Origin of the sequence: Bacillus sp. FSL K6-1218 (genome assembly GCF_038006445.1) — a bacterium.
Classification (GTDB): Bacteria; Bacillota; Bacilli; order Bacillales; family Bacillaceae_G; genus Bacillus_A; species Bacillus_A thuringiensis_S.
This window is the reverse complement of record NZ_JBBOVE010000001.1, coordinates 2,003,835-2,019,814: the sequence shown is the minus strand read 5'-3', so window position 1 is coordinate 2,019,814 and position 15,980 is coordinate 2,003,835. Positions and strand designations below refer to the sequence as shown.

Sequence of the window (15,980 nt, the reverse complement as noted above, 5' to 3'; positions counted from 1 at the left end):
GATTCAGTTTTTTCTTAATATATTTACAACTGCAGTTGTTTCGTCATTTTCTTTATAGACACGCGGAATTCTTCTATCTAGCATACATGTAACTTCATAGTTTATTGTACCTAACATATCCGCTATTTCTTCTACTGCGATTTTCTCGTCGCCTTGTTTACCGTAGAATACTACTTCGTCTCCTACTTGTACTGGCATCGCTTTTGAAACATCCAACATTAACTGATCCATACAAACACGGCCGATAACAGGTACTCGAACCCCGTTAATTAACGCATAGCCTTTATTAGATAATTGACGATTATAACCATCAGCATAACCAATTGGTACAGTCGCAATCCATTCTTCACCAGTTGTTACATACGTATTCCCATAACTTACACCACGATTCTTCTTCGCATGTTTAATATGAGCTACTTTTGATTTTAACGACAACGCAGGCTGTAAAGAAACGACTGAATGATCCACTTCTTTTGATGGATACATACCGTACACTCCTATTCCAACTCGTACCATATTTTGGAATGTGTTACTTAATTCCATTGATCCCGCACTATTTGAACTATGAATATATGGTATTTGAATTCCTAATTCTTTCGCTGTATTAACAGCTTTTTCAAATAAACTTGTTTGCATATTCGTATATGATTTATCGATTTCATCTGCCGTAGAGTAATGCGTAAATATTCCTACTACCTCTACATACTCCATACGGTTTAATTCTTCTAAAAATGGTTTAACCTCTTCTTCTTGTAAACCGATACGACTCATTCCTGTATCAATTTTCACTTGAATTTGTACTTTCTTTTGAAGACGGTTTGCAATTTCATTTATACCATGTAAATCTTCTACTCTATAAACAGTCATCATAACGTCATATTGAATTACATCTTCTACAGCCGCTACTGGTGTGTATCCTAAAATTAAAATCGGCACAGTAATTCCTGCTTCTCTTAATTCTATCGCTTCATCTACAAACGCAACTGCAAGTTGATTTATTCCTGCTTCAATTGCAGCTTTAGCAACTTCAACTGCCCCATGGCCATACCCATTCGCTTTTACAGCAGCCATCATCTTAATTTCTTCATCATTTACATGTTTTTTAAATTCTTTTACATTATGTTTTACAGCATTTAAGTCAATTTCTACAATTGTATCTCTTCCATATTTCAAACTCATTGGTCTAACTCCTAACTCAATAATTGCATTCCATTCTATTTCACGTTTCATATGACCTTTTACAATATAATACTTTTCATTATGCTAGTCAAACTACTAGAATTTTCGGAATTTTGAGTATGATATAATATCCTCAAGAAACTATTATATACGGAGACGAGGAGAATTACAATGTTTGTTCAATCTGCATTGCATCAACTAAAAGTTGCTATTGATACTTCTATTTATATACTTAACGAATATAATGAAAACGATTTAAAAATACAACCGATTCACTCAAAACGATCATTATTTGAAATGTTTGCACATCTTTCTCTTATTTGTCATGCTGATTTACTCATTTTAAATGGTATTTCAGAAAAAGAATTACATACCTTTTATATAGAACATACGCCCGTAACAATTGCTCACATGCAACAAACGATGATTGAAGGATACAACCTTCTCTCTAAAATATTTCTTTCCTACTCCCAAATAGAATTAGCAGAAGTTATGACTGCCTATTGGGGTATTTCTTATTCGCGCTTTGAATGGTTACTTGAAATTGTTGCACACTTTTATCATCATCGTGGACAAATTCATATTTTATTATGTGAGCATATGAAAGATCCTCGCATTCCTTTATTTGAGTGATTTTCCACTCATTCATTAATGATAAATAGAGAAGCTACAAAACCAATAAAAAGTATCATTCCTAATAAAATAAATGTTTGAGCATAACCTCCTATTTTCATAAGATAAATAGAAATGATAGGTCCTATACTAGTACCTAAAAATAAAATAAAAGTATAAATAGATACCGCTATTCCCCTTGCTTTCCCTCCTAATTGACCTACAAGAGAAACTAAAGACGGAACGGATATAGCAATACCTATTACAAAACAGACACTCATCATTACAAGTAGAGATAGATACGAAACAAAGCCCATTGAACTTAGACTAAAAATAGCGATCAACAATCCTCCCTGAAGAACTTTTCTTACTTCAAACCTCTTTGTTAAACGACCTGCCAGCGGTGACAGCAACATACCCAATAGCCCCGCTAAGCGAAAATAAAGGATTTGTTCTGCAGTTAAATTGTAAGTAGGAGAGCTCAAATAATTCCCTAAAACAGTATACATATTAACAAAAGCCATTATTAAAACAGGATTCTTCACACTGACTAACTATTAGTTTTAAATAATGCGTAACTTCTTTAAGGCATAAGAAATTCCGCCTTCACTCGCCTTCGTTGTAACGAAATCAGCCCTTCTCTTCAACTCCTCTCCACCATTTCCCATCGCAACTCCTAATCCTACATACTGCAACATCTCAATATCATTTCCACCATCACCAAAAGCAATGGCTTCTGATTTACTAATATTTAAATGTTCCAATACTTTTTGAATTGCAGTTAGCTTCGATACTTTACTATCTTCCAATACATTTATAACGTAACCATGAAAACGGTCAAACGTAAGTGCTGGATATCTTTCAACGAATTTTTGAGCTTCTGTTTCATCAGCATACAGACATATGCAATACATCTCATCTGACAAGTTTTTAACTTTGTCAGGATACCGCTCTAAATTTAAAGTTTCATTTAACGCTCGTATGACACGTTCATCTTTGGAGGCAATATCATTCATTGCAAATTCTTCTGTAAAGTAAGAAACACTGTGACCATGTAATTCAGCAAAATTTGAAATATCATGAACGATTTCGCTTGAAAGTACTGATTTATGTATAACTTCTTCCCCACATTTTATATGTGCACCATTTGCAGAAATATACGTATTTATGCCTAACCCCTTAAATTGTGAGCATAAACTATATGGTCTCCCTGTTGTAACAACTACGTGAATCCCCTTATCTATTAATCTTTGTACCGCTTCTTTTGTACTTTCGTGCATACTTCTATCAATCTCGCTTAAAAGCGTACCGTCAACATCAAAAAATGCAACTTTGTACATAAGTCTTTACATCCCGTCCAAATGATTCGTATCATTAATGAAATGCACCGTTTTTTGTTCACCCTCAATTTCAATTAAACTTATTCCCGTATCTCCCATTTTGAAATAGTAGTCCATTGAAATTGGCATATTGAAAAATGCACGTAATAGACTATTAATTACGCCTCCATGGGCAACAATCGCAATTCGATCATATGTATTCTCTGTCACAATTTTAGAAAAAATCCCTTCTATTCTCATTCGAAACTCAATAAATGACTCTCCGTTTTCAAAACGGTCATGAAGAAACTTTGGTTCTGGATATTTCTTTGCTTCTTCAAATGATAAGCCAGCTTGTATTCCATTATTAAACTCCATTAATTCCTCTTCTAATTGAATTGGACAACCAATTACTTCTGCTAATGTTTCACCCGTTTCACGAGCGCGTTTTAATGTGCTTGCCCAAATGAAATCTGGTGCAAAATCTTTTTTCACTTTCTGTACAAGTTTTTGTACTTGTTGTCTCCCTTTTTCAGTTAACTCAAAATCAGCTCGGCCTTCATGCACATGTAAAATATCAGCTTCTGATTCTCCGTGGCGTATTAGTAGTATTTGCATGTTTCTCTCTCCCTTTATTTAACATTCATAAAATTCCATTATATCACATTTTAAGATTTCAAAATAAAAAAGGAACGGTCTCCCGTCCCTCATCCATTCACTTTTTCCGCATCATTCCAATAATATTTACTAAACGCTTCTGTTAACACATCAATTGTGTTATATAATTCATCTAACGTATTATCAACACCACCAACTTCAATTAACATCGCATTTTTCGATAAATCTTGGTTATAAACGCCATTTCCATCTTTTTTATACTTTGGAAAAATCCCTCTACTTAATCCGTAGTAGTTTTCATCTAAATAACTATTGATTGCTCTTGCAATTTTTTCATTTTCAGCACGCCTTTCATTTTCCATCCCAATTATAAAATATAATCTTGCATACGATTTCCCGTTAATTACTTTTGTTGTTACTTTCTTACGCTGGTCATCACGATGTATATCAATTGGAAACGCAATTTTATTATTTTGTGCTAATGCTTCTTTTACATATTCATGAGACGCTTTATATGACTGATACCATACCCACTTTTTACTCGCTAATAAATCACCCATATTCGTTTTATCGTGAATTACTGGAATTCCTTGCCCCTCAAGTTGTTCCTTCATACGTTTTCCTAGTAAGGACACATTTACATCTGGGCTAGATGGATCAGTTGCCCCTGGTAATAATGGAAAGAAGGATTCCCAGCTATGTGTATGATAAATATATACTGCACTCTCACCTTTTTTCGCTCCGTTCTTTTTCTGAACCGGATTATTCTTTTCCGCTTCTGTAACTTTATCTTTTGCTACTTTCCGCTCTTTCGTTACTTCTTCAATCGGTACACTAGATTCATTTGGGATATTCGTCAAGTTTGTCCCTTCCCCAGCTACGATAATGTTAGAATAATACTTTGACATACCAGGTACTTCTTTACCGACAAATGTTCTTAAATCTTTAATCTTCAAATCTGTCGCAATAGAGAACATTAAATTCCCAACTGACTCTCGTTTATTCTGCTTAAAATAATCAAATCCATAATAGCGATTCTCACTTTCTATCATTTGAACAAAACCTTGCATCGATACTTTTCCAAACCATTGATTTGCATAATTCGATTTCATTGTATGTAAAAGTGACGTCAGAATCGACGCTATCATAATTACTATTAGCGCATATAAAAGGAGTAACGAAATCAGTTTCTTCCCATGTATTCGAGTTGCATACTTTTTCACTGCATCACCTTCTTTATACATGGATATGTACAAGCTTTTCGGAATATACGCACAAAAAAAGAGAAATGGTATCCCATTTCTCTTCCTCACTTTTATTGTTCTTTTCCTGTATCATTTGAAGGTAGTTTCTTCGCTTGTTTTTCTTTAAATATTTCTCCAATTGCCCCAAGAGTACCAAGTGTTTCAATTGCATTAGACGGAATAAAGACTTTATTTGCTGGTCCTTTTGCAACTTCTTCTAATGATTCGAATGATTTATAAGCAAGTATACGTTCATCTATATTCGCTTCACGAAGCAATTCAATACGGTTTTGTTCTGCTTTTGCGATTTCTTCAATTGCTCTTGCTTCCCCTTGCGCTTCTAATTCTTTCGCTTCTTTTAAACCTTCAGCTTCGCGAATACGCGCTTCTTTATCCCCTTCAGCCATCAAGATTTTACTTTGCTTTTCCCCTTCAGCGCGAAGAACTTTATCTTGTTTTGCTGCTTCAGCTTCTAAAATAATCGCACGTTTATTACGCTCAGCCTTCATTTGTTTTTCCATTGATGCTTGCACATCTTTTGGCGGGTTAATATCAACAACTTCGACACGTTCAATACGTACGCCCCATTTTTCTGTTGCTTCATCAAGCGCTAAGCGGATTTCTGTTGAAATTTTTTCACGACCAGATAACGTTTCATCTAGTTCCATTTTACCGATGATTTGACGCATCGTTGCTGAAGTAATATTACGAACACCATATTCATAGTTTGAAATACCATATGTCGCAAGTTCTGGTTCAACAATTTGATAGAAAATAATTGTATCAATTTCTACTTGAACATTATCTTTCGTAATTACCTTTTGCGGTGGTACATTCGTTTGTTGAATACGTAAGTCATGATATACACGGACACGATCTACAATTGGTATTAAAATATTTAACCCAGGGTGCATGATACGTTGAAACTTACCAAATCTTTCAACAACCCCAACTTTTTGCTGAGGAATAATTTTAATTGTTAATGCGATAAATGTAACTACAATTAGTGCGAATATAATCGTTAACGTTAATGCTACCATATTTATTCACTCTCCTTTTTCACTTGTAATATAGTACTATGCCTCTTTATAACAACGACTTTTTCTCCAGCATCAATTGAAGAATCTGCAATAGCTGTCCAAGTATCTCCATCCACCTTTACAATCCCATTCGCTTCATTTGTAATCGCTTGCATAACAATCCCTTTTTTACCAACAAGCATATCTACTGTATCAGTAAAACCTTTTGCTTCTCGAAAGTTTTTTGAAATTCTTTTCGTAAAGAATGTCAAAGTTAAACTTACAATTGCACCAACAGTAACTTGTAACAGTAGTGCATCAGGAGCAAACAAAGCAATAAGACCTCCGACAACAGCTCCAATTCCAAGCCAAAGCATGTAAAATGTAATCGACAACATTTCTGCGATAAATAAAATACCAGCTATTATAAACCAAATTACCCAAGCAGCCATATGCAACCCTCACTTTCTTTCTCATTTTCTATATGTATATGAAGAAAAGAATGGTTTATCCGCCCTTTCTTATACTTGGGCGTTTGCTACAAGCTATTGTACATATTCACTGTTACAATGATTATTAATATAATACTATATCAATATATTCTTCATTATACATGAAAATTCCTTTCAAAAAGTGACAAAAAATGAAATTCTTTAAAAATTTTAATTTTTAAACTACAATTATTCTAATTACTAAATACTATTTTTTAGAGGTGGTATTCTTATTGAAAAACCAGTCACTAACTTACTACTTAGGTTCCAAAATATGCATTACTCTTGCTGACATCGTATATGTAATGATGATTACAACTCATATTTATATAGCAACTAAATCAGCTACTATTACTGCTCTTTTTCCACTATTACAAGTTATCACAAATCTAATTGCTAACATCTCTGCACCTCTTATAGTAAATCGTTTTCCACCTTATACGTTGTTATATACGCTACAATGGCTAAAAACAGTCTTTTTACTATTATTAATGATTTTATTTCCGGTCTTATCCACAAACATTATAGCTCTATTAACTTTTATTTTTTTCATTTCATTATGTAGTGGATGGAGTGCTCCATTACTATACAGCATTCTTCCGCGCCTTACACCAAAAGAAAAATTAGTAAAAGTAAATAGTATCTTTTCCTTTTCAACACAAATTGCGCAAGCCGCCGCTTATTCATTTACGAGTGTTATCGTTCTTCTCATTGGTGCTACATCTACACTCATGATTAATAACATGTTGATGATTTTTGGATGCATTGCATTACACTTTTCATTACATACCATACATACTGAACGAATAGCAGACCCTCCCTCTTCAAAAAGTACTGCTTTATCGGAAGGTTGGAAACTCTTATTTCAAAATCCTTCTCTCCGTACCGTTACATATATGGACTTAATTGAAACTTTCGCAGGGACAATATGGATTGGTGCTATTACAATGGCATATGTTACGTCTATTCTTCATAAAAGCGAAGAATGGTGGGGACATATTAATACAAGTTATTATGTTGGTACGTTAATCGGTGGTCTATTAGCATGGAAAATGAGTTCCTATATTCAAAACAATTTAATACAATCCATGTCGATTGGCTCTCTTATGTTTAGCATTCTTACATTTTTATATGGTATGACGAGCAGCGGATTTATTGCGCTTTTTCTATGTGTTCTAATGGGACCATGTTATCAAATTAGAGATATTTCTCAAACGACAGTTTTACAATCAAGTGTCGCCCCTTCTTTATTATCAAAAATGTATACAGCACATGGCGCCCTTCTTTCAACAGCTTCTGGTCTTTCTATGCTTAGCGTTGGCATTATTACTGATATGTTCGGTGTCCGTACAATTTATATAATCGCTTCTATTCTTATTTTATGTTCCGCTTGTTTATCTTTCAGTTTATTAAAATATTATAAACCAGAGTAGAATAATCTATCACTGTAGTCAACACAGCAAAAAGGACAGGAATTCCCTGTCCTTTTTGTTTATTCTGTTCATGACAAGTTCGGGATTTTTCTATGTTTTGTCGCCTGTTCAAAAGCGTAAGCTAGCTTAATTAATATCCCTTCACTAAAGGCAGTACTTGCAATCGTAATTCCAAAAGGTCTCCCGCTTTCCATATACCCTGCTGGTATTGCTATAGACGGATAACCCGCTTTCGCACATATAGTAGAACCTATATAGGAAGGAAACAGTATCGCATCAAGATTATATTTTTCCAATGCAAAATCAATGCCTTGTTCTTGAGAAAAATATATATCTTCTAATCTCGCATTTAAATATTCTGGATTTCGTAACGTATTAGGAAAATCTTTTCTTCCCTCTAACTTAATTTGTCCATATTTTAATGCTCTTTCTGCTATGTTTTTATTAAACTCCATTAACTCCGAAATAGAATGTACCGGAATAGTAGAAGGTAATTTAGAAAGATAGTTATCTAAACTATGCTTCAGCTCATAAAGCGGAACTCCCCAGCTCCATTCTCTATGAAAAGAAGGAATATCAATATTTTCTACTACTGTCGCTCCTTCATTACGTAATACTTGGATCGTTTCCTTAAACAAGATTTCATCATACTCACCATTTTCGTAATAATCTTTTGGTGCATCGTTAAACACACCAATCTTCGCTCCATTTAAACCATTTGCATCAAGATAAAATGTATAATCCCGATATGCCCTATCTTCACTTTTTCGAGTAACTACATCTTTCTCATCCACTCCAGTTAAACTCCCTAGCAAAATAGCAGCATCGGTTACCGTTCTAGCAAATGGTCCAGCTGTATCTTGCGAATAAGTAAATGGAATAATTCCTCTACGACTAATTAAACCGACAGTCGGTTTAATACCTACTACAGAATTTTGAACAGCGGGGCTCAAAATAGAAGCATCGGTTTCTGTCCCAACAGATACTACTGTAAAGTTAGAAGCAACTGCTATCGCAGAGCCTGTACTTGAGCCCCCAACAAACATACCATCCTTACCCGTTCCGTATGGATTGATTGTTTGACCACCTCTTGCACTATATCCAGCCCACATTTCAAAAGACATTGCATTTGCTAATTCTGTCATATTCGTTTTTCCTATTATCACTGCCCCTGCTTCTCGCAGTTTAGTAACGAGAAATGCATCTTCACTGCTTATATTTTGTTCTAGAGCTATTGTACCTGCACTTGTATGCATGGAGTCATTCGTTTCAATATTATCCTTAAGCAAAACAGGTATTCCATGCAATGGTCCCCTTACACCTTTTGTCTTTCTTTCATAATCTAACGCTTCTGCAATAAAAATAGCATCTGGATTGATTTCTAAAATTGAATTGATTTTCGGCCCGTCTTGATCATACTTTGCGATTCTATAGAGATAATACATCACTAGCTCTTTTGAAGTTAGCTTTCCAGATTCCATTTCATTTTGAATATCTTGAATTGTTAATTCCTTTTTTAAAATTGGATTAAACTGAATTTCCATTTATATTCTCCCTTATATGAACTTTTTTAGCATATAACCCTTACTTTTTCATTTTTTCACCTCAACACATCCTAAATTAATATCCCTTTAAAGAAATTCAATTTCCTTATTTAAACACCTTTAATTTCCCGAAAAATAAAAATAGTCTGAAACGGATTAACCTTCGCTTCAGACTCTTACATTACTGTGCGTATACTTCATCGAACAAATGTAAAAACTCACCTTGTTTCCCAGCTAATTCAGGGCACTTTGCAATATCAACCCATTCGTAGCAAAATACTAATCCTTTATCTTCCTCACCAGCACTTACAATATGTTCCCAAGTATCCTTTACATCTGTTAGTAAAGTTACATGGAAAAAGTGGCGTTTTTCATACTCCTGTTTTTCTTTCATATGTATAATGTAATCTGCTAAAAAACGCTCTATGCATAAATGACGCAATCCGGATTCTTCCTGTACTTCACGCAATATAGCCGCTTCTAACGTTTCACCTTCATCAACCGTTCCCCCTGGCACTTGAATACCAGCTTCATGTATATCACGATGTTTAAAAACAAGTAATTGCATAACCCCCTCTTTTTCTCTTGTAATATATGCATGTACTTTTTTCTTATATAACATCGTCATTGTACGTCTCTCCCCTCAATTGTTCACTCTGTTACTTCTTCAAGCGTCAGTTGATTATCATACAAATATGTAGCTTGTGGATTTCCCACATACCTTACGTGCCATGGTTCATACCGATAGCCCGTAATCGTTTCTTTCGCTTTTGTGTATCGAACCACAAAACCAAATTTATGAGCATTTTCAGAAAGCCACTGACCTTCTTTCGTTTCCCCAAAAACTGTCTCTAACTGAAATTTAGCAGATTGAGACGTAATATCCATAGCTAGTCCAGTTTGATGCTCACTTGTGCCAGGAACCGCGCTAGACATTGCTGTTTTTGCTTCCCCGTCTTGTTTTTTATACATCGTATTTAATGCTTTTTGTCGATCAAAAGATCTAAATCCAGAAACTGCAAAAAGAAAAATACGCTCGTTGTCAGCCTGGTGAAACATATCCTCAAGCGCCCTCGCTGCCTCTTTTCTCATCTTTTTCTTTTCTTGATCACCTTCACTAGAGTAGCGCACTTTCGGAATAACTAAATCTGGCGGTCTATACCCATCGGGTAAACGCCTACTTTTATTTACAAGTACAAGCATTGAATTCGGATTATTAATTACCGCAATATCCCCATCCATATTAGCAATCGTTTCTTTCGCTTTCGGAAATATGCTATTTACACTTACTTCCCACGCCTGCTTATCCTTATACATTTTATAATTGATTCCTGCTACTCCAATAATAATTATTGCAGCTACAATACCAAGTAGTGCCCATCTTTTTTTCATATAACGACCTCTTATTTTAATAATTTGGCCATTTCATACTCATCGATGCCCTTTCCATCGATAATAAGAGCAGCTTTTTTGACACCTTCTTTCTCAAATCCAGCTTTTTTATATAGTGCCTGAGCTCTTGTATTGTGGGCCATTACTGTTAATTCTAAACGCCATACATCATGTAATTTTGCCCACTTCTCAACCTCTTTAAACAATCTCGTCCCAATACCTCGCCCGTTATACTCTTGCAAAATACCAATTACAATGGTCGCCACATGCCTCTTTCTTTGAATGTTATTTCCATTCACTAATATAAAACCTACTATCCTCTCATCTTCAACTGCTACAAATATTGTTGCATATTCATTTTCTATAAATCGATGGATCATTTTTTCTTGTTGCTCAGCTGTAGTTTTTCTTTCTCCTGGTTCATATAACATAAACTTCGTTTCTTCATCTAATTGCTTACTTAATTGCAAAAATGATGATGCATCTTCTATTTCGATCTCCCTAATCACTTCAATCACCCTACCAGTTTCATAATAAAAAGTTTTCCTTATAAAAAGATTTTCTCTACTTTCCCGAAAATCCCTTTGTAAATCTCCTACTATAAATTGACAAATTTCGATATTACTATAACAACGACAAATTATGTCTATTCTGTGACGTCTCATCATTACAAAGAAAAAACGCAAGCATTACACTTACGTTTTTTCAAAAATACTGTGAACTCATCCTCATCAAGTGAGGTCTCTCACCAATTTAAATTTCACTTTATCCATTCACTTTTTCTGCCTGCCAAAAATATTCACCAAATGCTTTAGCAAGTGCATCAATTGATCGATTCAATTCTTCCTCTGTATTATCTACACCGCCAACTTCTATTAATATCGCTTGTCCTGATAGGTCCTGATTATAGATTCCATTTCCTGTCTGGAACCCTTTTTGAATGACCCCACGACTCACTCCTGGATATTTCTTATTAATTGCCTCATGTAAAGCTGTCGCTAATTGTAAGTTTTTTTCATAGTTTTTATTTCCTTTCCCTACTACAAATGCAAGCTTTGCATATGATTTATCTCCAATTGTTTTTGTCGTTACATTCTTTCGGGCACTATCACGATGCAAATCAAAAAAGTATTGAAGATCTTTATTTCCAGCCATAGCTTGCTGCACAATTTCTCGAGACATCTTATACGAACTATTACTGTTTAAACCTTTACTTATTAACTTTTGACCAACATCACTCTTATCGTTAGTAGCTCCAATCCCTTCCCCTTCTAGTTGTTCACGGAAACGGTCTCCTAATATAGAAATATTCGATACAGAACTCGTTGCTTTATTCGGATTCGGGTCATTCGTTAAGTTAAGTAAAGGTAAATAGGATTCCCAGCTATGTGTATGATAAATAAACGCAACTTGTCTTTTCCCGGTCGTTTGGGACGGCTGTTTTTTCTCTTTATTCGTATCTTGTTTAGGTGCTTGTCCAGTTCCACTGGTCCGTTCCTTCACTACTTCTTCAAGAGGGACACTCGACTCTATCGGTAAGTTAGAATAATTTGTACCCTCACCCGCAATAACAATTTCTGTATCGTACTTACCAAACCCAGGGAGCTCTTTCCCGACAAAACTGCGTACATCATTAAAGCGAATATTTGTAGCCATAGAAAAGAGAAAAGAAGAAATTGAAAAATCTTGATTCAAATTTCGATACTCCTGTGTAAAATAATGATTCTCTTTTCCAAGTACATACATGTAACCATTCATCGATAACTCATTTAACCAATTATATAAATACGTTGACTTCGTCTCTTTCATAGAGGTTACCATCATACTAATAAGAAAAAAAGTCGCTAGCACTGTAGTAATAACAAATAAAACTAACTTACGCATGCTTGTAAACTTCATAAAAAAAAAGCCCCGATTCATACTATCACCTCTCTATTTCAAGTTATGTACAAGCCCTAGAGAATAGACCGTTAAAATTTCGGCTATATTGTTAACGAGGTGAAATGAATTGAAACTATTAATAGGAATATTACCAATCGCTCTATCATTCATTTTTTATTTGTCCGCTAAGCATCCAAAAGTCTCTATTGTGCTACATATTTCTGCGTACTTGGCACTGTATGTACTCGGTACAATTATTTCCATTAATATATACGATGTTTTAATACATGATTTAGTTTTTATGACGAGCATTCATGGAATTTTACTGAATCCATTTTTCCTTATTTCAGGTGCGTATATAGGAACATACACTTTGTACCTACTTTTGTCTCACATTATTATGAAAATAAAAAATGGAGCGTAACGAAATGCAACCACCGTTCATTTGTCATACATGTAGAAAAAGAATTACACGAAAGAAAGACCTTATTACCACTACACGGTACTTCCATTTTTATTTATTTCACAACAGTTGTTTTAAGAAGGAACAACTTTTCATCCCACGTTTTATCCCTATGAATACACTTTTTTGTTTCTTTCTTATTATATACGGCCTTATTGTTGGTAGCATTCTTATGCTTACGGAGCCATCTATCATTTGGCTTATTTTTTTGCTTCCTATTTTATATCGATTTCTTTCATATTATTATGTTGAACGTTTTTTCTCTACATAACGAGTTGACTGTCCTTTAGGAATGCTTAAACATAGCCACTCATTTTCTTTTAACATTTTACCGATGTAAATAATCTGTCCAATATGCAATGCATAATGAGAAATTTGCCTTTCAATTGCTTGCAGGACCGTATGAGCTTCACCACGAATGTATACCGTCTTCAATAGATGTTCCGGCAATATCGTATTCATCGTATTAAAAACGTATTCCCATCCTTCTTGCCACGCTGCAAGGGCTTCCTCCTTTGAAGAATAGCCTCCTTCAAATTCACCATCTCGGTCACGATCAACTTTTTCACCATCAGATGTTAAAAAATCCGTCCATCTAGAACGCATATTACCGTGCAGATGCTTTATAATAATCGCTATACTATTTGTTTCTTCATGAGAAGACCATTGTATTTGTTCGTATGATAATTGAGAAAGTGCCCGTTCCCCTTGCTTCTTTGTTGCTTTAAAGTTCGAAATCGCACATTGTAAATATTCTCGTCCGATATCCATATTAGCCCCTACCTTCACCCTAGCTAATTTTTGTTCCATTTGGTAATTCCATATTAGGCTGAAGCAACACAACATCATCAGCTTCAGGAACGCCGCCAAGCACAAGCACTTCTGATTTGAATCCAGCTACACGCTTCGGTGGAAAGTTTACAACCGCAACGATTTGTTGACCGACTAAATCTTCTGGACTATACCTTTTCGTAATTTGAGCACTTGATTGCTTTATCCCAATTTCTCCAAAATCAATTTCTAGTTTAATCGCTGGTACTCTCGCTTCTTTAAATTCCTCAGCATGTATTACAGTTCCAATTCTCAAATCCAAATTTAAAAAATCTTCAAAATTAGCCATTTTATCATTCCTCCCAATTATTACTTAGACAAAATACAAAAATCCCCTTCAAAAAAAGAAAGGTGCCTAAGCACCTTTCTTTTGGAATTCACTTGATTCATTTGATTTATAGAAGAAGAAACCGAGAATCCCGCCAATACATGATGGAATTAACCATCCGATTCCTTCGTTATATAACGGTAACATTTGTAGTACATTAGAAATCGCGTCAATTTTAATATTCGCACTTTCTAAACCGTTAAAGAAACTAATTAACAATGCACCTAAAATAGCTCCAATATAAATTGTATTACGCTTCCCAATCCACTTATGGAAATACGAAAGTACGATTAATACAATTGCAACTGGATAAATGATCATTAACACAGGTAATGTTACTGCGATTAATTGTGTTAAACCTAGGTTAGATACAATCAAACTAAATACACATACCATTGTTACAATCGTTTTATGCGAAAGTTTTGGGAATAAGTTTGTAAAGAAACCCGCACACGCAGATGTTAACCCAACAGAAGTTGTTAAACAAGCGAGTATAATAACAAGCCCTAATAAAATTTTACCACTCGTCCCATATAGCTCATTTACAACATTCGTTAAAATAAGACCACCGTTTTCTGAGACACCAAGTAATGTACTTGTTGAACCAAGATAAGCAAGTGATAAATAGATTAACGTTAAACCAAGTACAGCAATAATACCTGATACTACTGTTATTTTTGCAATTTGACTACTCTCTTTTATCCCTTTAGAGCGGATAACTTGTACAACGACAATTCCGAATACGAGGGCGCTAATTGCATCCATCGTTAAATATCCTTGAATAAATCCACCAAAGAAAGCATTTTCTTTGTAAGCAGCTAACGGCGCAGCCGGCTCTCCAATTGGATCAATAATTGCCTTTCCGACAATAACAGCGACAATTAATACCAATAGTGGCGTAAGAAACTTTCCGAACCAATCCACTAATTTAGATGGATTTAATGATAAATACCACGTTATTCCGAAGAAAACTATCGTGAAAAGAAATAGCATGTACCACTCTGAAACCATTGCCTCTGATAAAAACGGCTTCATACCCATTTCAAACGAAACAGCTCCAGTACGCGGAATCGCGAAAAATGGTCCAATTGCTAAATAACTAATCAATGGGAAAATAAACGCAAATATAGGGTGGACTCTAGAAGACAGCGCTTTCAAGTCCCCCTCTACAAACGCGACAGCTGTTACAGCTAGTAGGGGTAATCCGACTCCCGTTACAAGGAATCCTATTGTAGCAATCCAAACATTCTCTCCTGCTTGTTGACCTAAAACTGGCGGGAAAATTAAATTTCCTGCTCCTAAAAATAATGCAAATAGCATTAAACCAATTGCTACCGTATCACCTGGCCTTAAACGTCCCTTCATGCTCTTCATTTGCATAGCACTTTTCCATTGTTTATCTCTATATTTTACAATATGCTATGCATCCTCCTCTCTGCTCAAGATGATAAAATATGCCCCTTACAAAGCAGTGTCTTTCTCCATAATTTCTCCATTCCCCTTATTTTTACTCTAATCATTAATATAATTGTTATTTTGAATTTTGATTTTTTTGAATTTTTAAATCATTAGAGTGTTATTACGTGGAGTGTAGTTGTCAGACCTCTTTGTTTTTATCACACATAT

The 15,980-nt window shown here is 34.9% G+C and carries 18 protein-coding genes and 1 pseudogene; 4 read left to right on the top strand and 15 right to left on the bottom strand.

The window, feature by feature from the left end; genetic code table 11:
* Positions 1–3: 3 nt before the first annotated feature.
* Positions 4–1,179 (bottom strand): alanine racemase, encoded by a 1,176-nt coding sequence (alr, locus tag MHI26_RS10410; RefSeq protein ID WP_061667220.1) that lies wholly within the window; start codon positions 1,177–1,179, stop codon positions 4–6.
* 171 nt (positions 1,180–1,350) lie between these two features.
* Between alr and MHI26_RS10405 the strand changes: the two genes are divergently transcribed.
* Positions 1,351–1,812, top strand: coding sequence for a DinB family protein (locus MHI26_RS10405; RefSeq protein WP_061667218.1), 462 nt, complete (start codon positions 1,351–1,353; stop codon positions 1,810–1,812).
* An 8-nt stretch (positions 1,813–1,820) separates the two neighbouring features.
* Here the strand turns inward: MHI26_RS10405 and MHI26_RS10400 are convergent.
* From MHI26_RS10400 to MHI26_RS10375, 6 genes and pseudogenes are all read right to left on the bottom strand, one after another.
* Positions 1,821–2,324 (bottom strand): annotated as a pseudogene (locus MHI26_RS10400) (MFS transporter); the annotation flags it as partial.
* Between the two features lie 30 nt (positions 2,325–2,354).
* Positions 2,355–3,131: a Cof-type HAD-IIB family hydrolase gene (locus tag MHI26_RS10395; protein WP_061667219.1), complete on the bottom strand. Its 777-nt coding sequence runs from the start codon at positions 3,129–3,131 to the stop codon at positions 2,355–2,357.
* Positions 3,132–3,137: 6 nt separating this feature from the next.
* Complete coding sequence (locus MHI26_RS10390; protein ID WP_001166447.1) at positions 3,138–3,728, bottom strand: histidine phosphatase family protein; 591 nt, start codon at positions 3,726–3,728, stop codon at positions 3,138–3,140.
* 89 nt (positions 3,729–3,817) lie between these two features.
* Positions 3,818–5,023 carry a stage II sporulation protein P gene (gene spoIIP, locus MHI26_RS10385; protein ID WP_374058747.1) on the bottom strand — a complete coding sequence of 402 codons (1,206 nt, stop codon included), beginning with the start codon at positions 5,021–5,023 and terminating at the stop codon, positions 3,818–3,820.
* A 20-nt stretch (positions 5,024–5,043) separates the two neighbouring features.
* Positions 5,044–6,012: an SPFH domain-containing protein gene (locus MHI26_RS10380; protein ID WP_000226256.1), complete on the bottom strand. Its 969-nt coding sequence runs from the start codon at positions 6,010–6,012 to the stop codon at positions 5,044–5,046.
* A gap of 2 nt (positions 6,013–6,014) precedes the next feature.
* Positions 6,015–6,443: an NfeD family protein gene (locus MHI26_RS10375; RefSeq protein ID WP_000741974.1), complete on the bottom strand. Its 429-nt coding sequence runs from the start codon at positions 6,441–6,443 to the stop codon at positions 6,015–6,017.
* A 272-nt stretch (positions 6,444–6,715) separates the two neighbouring features.
* On the opposite strand from MHI26_RS10375, the gene MHI26_RS10370 reads away from it, so the two are divergent.
* A complete protein-coding gene (locus MHI26_RS10370; protein ID WP_061667488.1) occupies positions 6,716–7,915 on the top strand; it encodes an MFS transporter in 1,200 nt (399 codons plus the stop codon).
* 68 nt (positions 7,916–7,983) lie between these two features.
* Here MHI26_RS10370 and MHI26_RS10365 read toward each other — a convergent pair whose 3' ends face one another.
* The 5 genes from MHI26_RS10365 to spoIIP (MHI26_RS10345) all read right to left on the bottom strand — a co-directional run bounded on the left by MHI26_RS10365 (position 7,984) and on the right by spoIIP (MHI26_RS10345) (position 12,771).
* The gene (locus MHI26_RS10365; protein WP_061667486.1) at positions 7,984–9,459 is read right to left on the bottom strand and encodes an amidase family protein; all 1,476 of its coding nucleotides are present in this window, start codon (positions 9,457–9,459) and stop codon (positions 7,984–7,986) included.
* Between the two features lie 181 nt (positions 9,460–9,640).
* Positions 9,641–10,087, bottom strand: coding sequence for an NUDIX hydrolase (locus tag MHI26_RS10360; protein WP_061667484.1), 447 nt, complete (start codon positions 10,085–10,087; stop codon positions 9,641–9,643).
* Positions 10,088–10,110: 23 nt separating this feature from the next.
* Positions 10,111–10,851, bottom strand: a complete 741-nt coding sequence (locus MHI26_RS10355; protein WP_061667483.1) for a M15 family metallopeptidase — start codon at positions 10,849–10,851, stop codon at positions 10,111–10,113.
* A gap of 11 nt (positions 10,852–10,862) precedes the next feature.
* Positions 10,863–11,360, bottom strand: a complete 498-nt coding sequence (locus MHI26_RS10350; RefSeq protein ID WP_000617576.1) for a GNAT family N-acetyltransferase — start codon at positions 11,358–11,360, stop codon at positions 10,863–10,865.
* A gap of 256 nt (positions 11,361–11,616) precedes the next feature.
* On the bottom strand, positions 11,617–12,771 hold the full coding sequence (spoIIP, locus tag MHI26_RS10345) for a stage II sporulation protein P (protein ID WP_001079283.1): 1,155 nt from the start codon (positions 12,769–12,771) through the stop codon (positions 11,617–11,619).
* Positions 12,772–12,859: 88 nt separating this feature from the next.
* On the opposite strand from spoIIP (MHI26_RS10345), the gene MHI26_RS10340 reads away from it, so the two are divergent.
* Complete coding sequence (locus tag MHI26_RS10340) at positions 12,860–13,156, top strand: hypothetical protein (protein ID WP_061667481.1); 297 nt, start codon at positions 12,860–12,862, stop codon at positions 13,154–13,156.
* Positions 13,157–13,160: 4 nt separating this feature from the next.
* Positions 13,161–13,466 carry a permease gene (locus tag MHI26_RS10335; protein ID WP_116365573.1) on the top strand — a complete coding sequence of 102 codons (306 nt, stop codon included), beginning with the start codon at positions 13,161–13,163 and terminating at the stop codon, positions 13,464–13,466.
* Here the strand turns inward: MHI26_RS10335 and MHI26_RS10330 are convergent.
* From MHI26_RS10330 to brnQ4, 3 genes are all read right to left on the bottom strand, one after another.
* Complete coding sequence (locus MHI26_RS10330; RefSeq protein WP_000435832.1) at positions 13,439–14,005, bottom strand: DUF1572 domain-containing protein; 567 nt, start codon at positions 14,003–14,005, stop codon at positions 13,439–13,441. The two genes, MHI26_RS10335 and MHI26_RS10330, sit on opposite strands and share 28 nt — an antisense overlap.
* Positions 13,986–14,315, bottom strand: a complete 330-nt coding sequence (csaA, locus tag MHI26_RS10325; RefSeq protein ID WP_001263020.1) for a chaperone CsaA — start codon at positions 14,313–14,315, stop codon at positions 13,986–13,988. Before csaA ends, MHI26_RS10330 begins: the two co-directional genes overlap by 20 nt.
* A gap of 66 nt (positions 14,316–14,381) precedes the next feature.
* Positions 14,382–15,719: a branched-chain amino acid transport system II carrier protein BrnQ4 gene (gene brnQ4 / locus MHI26_RS10320; protein ID WP_445290634.1), complete on the bottom strand. Its 1,338-nt coding sequence runs from the start codon at positions 15,717–15,719 to the stop codon at positions 14,382–14,384.
* Positions 15,720–15,980 lie beyond the last annotated feature (261 nt).

Bases quoted from the DNA above. Each gene is read 5' to 3' on its own strand.
- alr (WP_061667220.1), bottom strand. From the start codon at position 1,179: ATGAGTTTGAAATATGGAAGAGATACAATTGTAGAAATTGACTTAAAT.
- MHI26_RS10405 (WP_061667218.1), top strand. From the start codon at position 1,351: ATGTTTGTTCAATCTGCATTGCATCAACTAAAAGTTGCTATTGATACT.
- MHI26_RS10395 (WP_061667219.1), bottom strand. From the start codon at position 3,131: ATGTACAAAGTTGCATTTTTTGATGTTGACGGTACGCTTTTAAGCGAG.
- MHI26_RS10390 (WP_001166447.1), bottom strand. From the start codon at position 3,728: ATGCAAATACTACTAATACGCCACGGAGAATCAGAAGCTGATATTTTA.
- MHI26_RS10380 (WP_000226256.1), bottom strand. From the start codon at position 6,012: ATGGTAGCATTAACGTTAACGATTATATTCGCACTAATTGTAGTTACA.
- MHI26_RS10375 (WP_000741974.1), bottom strand. From the start codon at position 6,443: ATGGCTGCTTGGGTAATTTGGTTTATAATAGCTGGTATTTTATTTATC.
- MHI26_RS10365 (WP_061667486.1), bottom strand. From the start codon at position 9,459: ATGGAAATTCAGTTTAATCCAATTTTAAAAAAGGAATTAACAATTCAA.
- MHI26_RS10360 (WP_061667484.1), bottom strand. From the start codon at position 10,087: ATGACGATGTTATATAAGAAAAAAGTACATGCATATATTACAAGAGAA.
- MHI26_RS10355 (WP_061667483.1), bottom strand. From the start codon at position 10,851: ATGAAAAAAAGATGGGCACTACTTGGTATTGTAGCTGCAATAATTATT.
- spoIIP (WP_001079283.1), bottom strand. From the start codon at position 12,771: ATGAATCGGGGCTTTTTTTTTATGAAGTTTACAAGCATGCGTAAGTTA.
- MHI26_RS10335 (WP_116365573.1), top strand. From the start codon at position 13,161: ATGCAACCACCGTTCATTTGTCATACATGTAGAAAAAGAATTACACGA.
- MHI26_RS10330 (WP_000435832.1), bottom strand. From the start codon at position 14,005: ATGGAACAAAAATTAGCTAGGGTGAAGGTAGGGGCTAATATGGATATC.
- csaA (WP_001263020.1), bottom strand. From the start codon at position 14,315: ATGGCTAATTTTGAAGATTTTTTAAATTTGGATTTGAGAATTGGAACT.
- brnQ4 (WP_445290634.1), bottom strand. From the start codon at position 15,719: ATGAAGGGACGTTTAAGGCCAGGTGATACGGTAGCAATTGGTTTAATG.